Below are 3,935 nucleotides of genomic sequence, written 5' to 3'. Positions count from 1 at the left end.
CGGCGATGCCGCCGGAGGGACCGAGCGGGATGCCCGCCTCCTGCGCCAGCCGCACGTGCGGGCGGACGCCGAGACCGAGGACGACGAGGTCGGCGGGCAGTTCCCGGCCGCTGCCGGTGACGACGGCCCGCGCCCGCCCGGCGGCGTCGGTGTCGATCGCGGCGACCGGGTCGGACAGCACCAGCTCGATGCCCTCGGCGCGCACCGCCTCGCCGATCGCCTCGCCCACGTCGGCGTCGAAGGTGCTGCGCACCAGCGTGGGGGAGCGGTCCACCACGGTGACCTCCAGGCCCAGCACCCGGCACGCCTCGGCGATCTCCAGCCCGACGTAGCCGCCGCCCACGACGACGACCCGCCGCACCCGCCCGGCCGTGAGCTCCGCGCGCAGCGCCGCGCCGTCGTCGAGGGTCTGCACGCCGTGCACCCCGGCGGCGTCGGCCCCCGGCACGTCCGGGCGCCGCGGCACGCTGCCGGTGGCGTGGACGAGGTCGTCGAAGCCGTCGCTGCCCTCCCGCCCGTCCACCAGGTCGCGCCAGTGCACCCGGCGGGCGGCGAGGTCGATGGCGGTGACCTCGGTGCGCACCCGCACGTCGAGGCCGTTGGCCCGGTGCTGGGCGGGGGTGCGCGCGACGAGTTCGGCCTCCTCGCGCACCGCACCGCTGATCCAGTACGGGATGCCGCAGGCGGAGTACGAGGTGGCCCGGCCGCGTTCGAGGACGACGACGTCGAGGTCCGGGTTCTGCCGCTTGGCCTGCGAGGCGGCGCTGGCCCCGGCCGCGTCGCCGCCGATGACGACCAGGCGCTGCCCCATGGACCCGACCGTAACCCACCACCGCCGCCGACGCCGTGAGGAGTTTCCCGTGCCGGGGTGTTCCGAGAAACCTTGACCCGCCCGTGAAACGGCTCATATCGTCCCTGCGGCCACCCGGAAAGCGTTCTCAACCCGCAGGACCCGTCGCCGATACCCCGGAGAACCCATGAGCCAGCGCGCAGCGTCGCCCGCCGGACCCGACACCCGCACGACCCCGCCGCACCGGAGGGAGGTGGTGCGCCGCCGGGCCCTGACCGCGCTGGCCGCGGCAGCCCTCGCCGCCGCGGGGGCCGTCACCGGGGCGTCGCCGGCGGCGGCCTCGTGCGGGGACGGCACGTTCCACGCCATCGCCGTGCGCAGCGGCAACACGTGGACCGCGCGCAACGGCGACCGCACCCTCTACACCGGCACCGACCTGCGCTCGGCGGTGCAGGCGGCCGTGGGCAGCCTCACCCCCGGGCGGACCACGAAGGAGCGCGTCGTGGTCCGCGGCTCCGGTGGCATCCCGGCCGGCCAGCGGATCAACCTGCCCAGCCACACCGTGCTCGACGCCTGCGGCACCATCGAGGCCCGCGGCACGGGGACCGGGGACCAGGCCCCCGTCTACACGCGCGGCACCACCGACGTCGAGGTGCAGAACCTCACCGTCACCGGAACCCCCCTGTACGGCGTCTTCGCCCGCAACGTCGAGAACTTCACCCTCGGGCGGATCACCATGCAGCTGTCCTCGGGGTTGGGGGTCCGCATCGACAACCGCGGCGACACCAGCAGGTGGACCCGCAACGTCCGCATCGGCAGCGTCCACGTCTCCGGGGCGAGTTCCCACGCGGTGGAGACCTACGGCGTGGACGGCCTGACCATCGGCACCGTGACCGCCCGCGACGTGGGGGGTTCCGGCCTGCTGCTCAACCAGACGATCAACGCGACGATCGGGACGGTCGACGCGGTGAACGCCGGCACGGGCACCGGGTACGCCGCCTTCCGGATGGCCAACCGCAACGGCCGCATCGGCGACGCCTACCCCACGAACATCCGCGTCGGCACGGTCGTGGCGCGCGGTGGCGGCCGGGGCATCTTCTGCGTCTCCGAGAGCGGCGGCGTGGTCGTCGACCGGGTGGACATCGCCGACACCGGGAACAACGCCGTGCTCGTCGAGAACTGCTACGGCGTGGACATCGCCGCGCAGGGCGGCACGATCAGCGGTGGCGGCGAGGTCCGCCTCGCCGAGCGCACCGAGTTCCCCGGGAACGACCGCATCACCCTGCGGAACTTCACCCTGCGGAACAACCGCATCGTGGAGAACCCCTGCGCCGACGCCCTCGTCATCAGCGGCATCACCCTGGACGGCTCCACGATCCAGCGCTGCTGACGCCGCCACCCGCTCCGGCCGCCTGCTACGCGCTCGCGCCCAGCAGGCGGCCGGAGCGGAAGGCGTCGACGAACAGGGCGTGGTCCGCCCGGGCCCGCGCCGCGTAGGAGTGGGCGAAGTCCACGACCTCGGCCACGAGCTCGTCGTCGCGGTCGCCCACCACCGCCACGATCGCGTCCTCCACCTGGAAGTCCACCAGGGGGGTGCTGGGCTGGTCGACGTCGGAGACGCAGTGCACCTTCGCGGTGGCGCGGCCCAGCTGCGCCAGCACCTCGGCCATGTCGGGGACCTCGGTGAGCTGGGACCAGTCCAGGTCGGCCTCGTAGGGGGAGTACTCCGCGACGACGAAACCCACCCCGTCGTGGGGACCGCCCTGCATCCGGCACCAGCCCGACCACGGGTCGGCGTGGGCCTGCAGCGCGCGGCGGGAGACCGCGGTGCGGTGCCCCTGGTGGGCGAAGGCGTGCCGGGCGCGCGGGTCGTCGACGACCCGGCCGGGTGCCGGCACCCCGCCCTGCTTCATGGTGAGCACCACGTCGTTCTCCAGCGCCTCGGTGTGGCCCTCGACGAGGAGGTTGTAGGCGGGCAGGCCCGCGCTGCCGATGCCGAACCCGCTCTTGCCGACGACGTCCTTGAGCCCGTACGTCATGCTGCCCAGCCGCTTCACCGGCGGGATGGTGTCGAGGTACTCGCGGTAGGCGGCCTCCACCACGGCCCGCTCCTGCGCGTCGAGCACCCGCACCGTGGGGTCGTGCCGGAACCGGCGGCGGGAGCCCTCCACGACGGTGACCCCGTCCAACAGGGCGAACCGCGTCGAGGCCTGCGCCTCCAGCAGCGCCAGCCGGACCGCGCCGGTGGCCGTGTCCAGCCGCAGCGACCACTCGGCGTCGGGTTCGGCGGCGGCGTAGGTGCGCACCTGGTCGAGGTAGGCGCGCACGTACACCTCGACGAGGGAGCCGATGTCCCCGTCGGGCAGCGCCTTCGTCCAGCCCAGCAGCGCGACGCTGGCCGCCAGCCGCAGCAGGTCCCACGTGAAGTGGCCGAGGTACGCCTCGTCGAAGTCGTTGACGTCGAACACGAGCCGGCCGGTGCCGTCCATGGCCGTGCCGAAGTTCTCCGCGTGCAGGTCCCCCTGGATCCAGACCCGGCCGGTGCGCTCGTCGGCCCAGCGGTCCTCGCGCCGCGCCACGTCGGCGTAGAAGAGGCAGGCGGTGCCGCGGTAGAAGGCGAACGGGTCGGCGGCCATCCGGCGGTACTTGCGCCGGAACGCGGCCGGGTCGGCGGCCATCAGGTCGGCGAAGGCCTCGGTGAGGACGCCGACGATGGTCCCCGTCCGGTCCCCGTCCCCGTGCCCGTGCGGGGTGTCGGCGTGCGCGTCGTCGGTCACGGGCGGCAGCCTGCCACCCGGCCGGTGGCCGCGGCCAGGCCCGGTGGCGCCCGCGTCCGGTGGCGCCCGGGTCCTGGCCCTGCCGGGGTACCGGTCCGGTCACGAATCGGTCCAGACATCCGATGTTTCGTGGACGCTCGCTCGGGTGCGTGCTACGTTCCGGACCCCCGGGGCGGGGCGCCGGGCCTGCTGCGGAGCAGGTCCGGCGCCCCGCCCGTCCGGTCCCCTCGAGGAGGAGAGGCGCCCATGGTGAGCGGGCCGTTGCTGCTGGAGCTGGAGGGCGTCAGCAAGGGCTTCCCCGGCGTGCAGGCGCTGTCCGACGTGCGCCTGACGCTGCGGCACGGCGAGGTCCTCGCCCTCGTCGGCGA

3 protein-coding genes are annotated in these 3,935 nt (G+C 74.6%); 1 reads left to right on the top strand and 2 read right to left on the bottom strand.

The genetic code is table 11. The features are described from left to right. A partial coding sequence (locus ABEB16_RS10235) for an NAD(P)/FAD-dependent oxidoreductase (protein ID WP_345712148.1) occupies nt 1-811 on the bottom strand: 811 nt, incomplete at its 3' end. 166 nt (nt 812-977) lie between these two features. Between ABEB16_RS10235 and ABEB16_RS10230 the strand changes: the two genes are divergently transcribed. Then, nucleotides 978-2,180, top strand: coding sequence for a hypothetical protein (locus ABEB16_RS10230; RefSeq protein WP_345712147.1), 1,203 nt, complete (start codon nt 978-980; stop codon nt 2,178-2,180). 25 nt (nt 2,181-2,205) lie between these two features. Here ABEB16_RS10230 and ABEB16_RS10225 read toward each other — a convergent pair whose 3' ends face one another. Then, nucleotides 2,206-3,468, bottom strand: coding sequence for a DUF2252 domain-containing protein (locus ABEB16_RS10225; protein ID WP_345712149.1), 1,263 nt, complete (start codon nt 3,466-3,468; stop codon nt 2,206-2,208). Nucleotides 3,469-3,935 lie beyond the last annotated feature (467 nt).

This window comes from Kineococcus glutinatus (assembly GCF_039542765.1).
In the GTDB taxonomy this organism is placed as follows: Bacteria; Actinomycetota; Actinomycetes; order Actinomycetales; family Kineococcaceae; genus Kineococcus_A; species Kineococcus_A glutinatus.
Note: the sequence above shows the minus strand (reverse complement) of the source record. Positions and strands in the feature narration are given on the sequence as shown.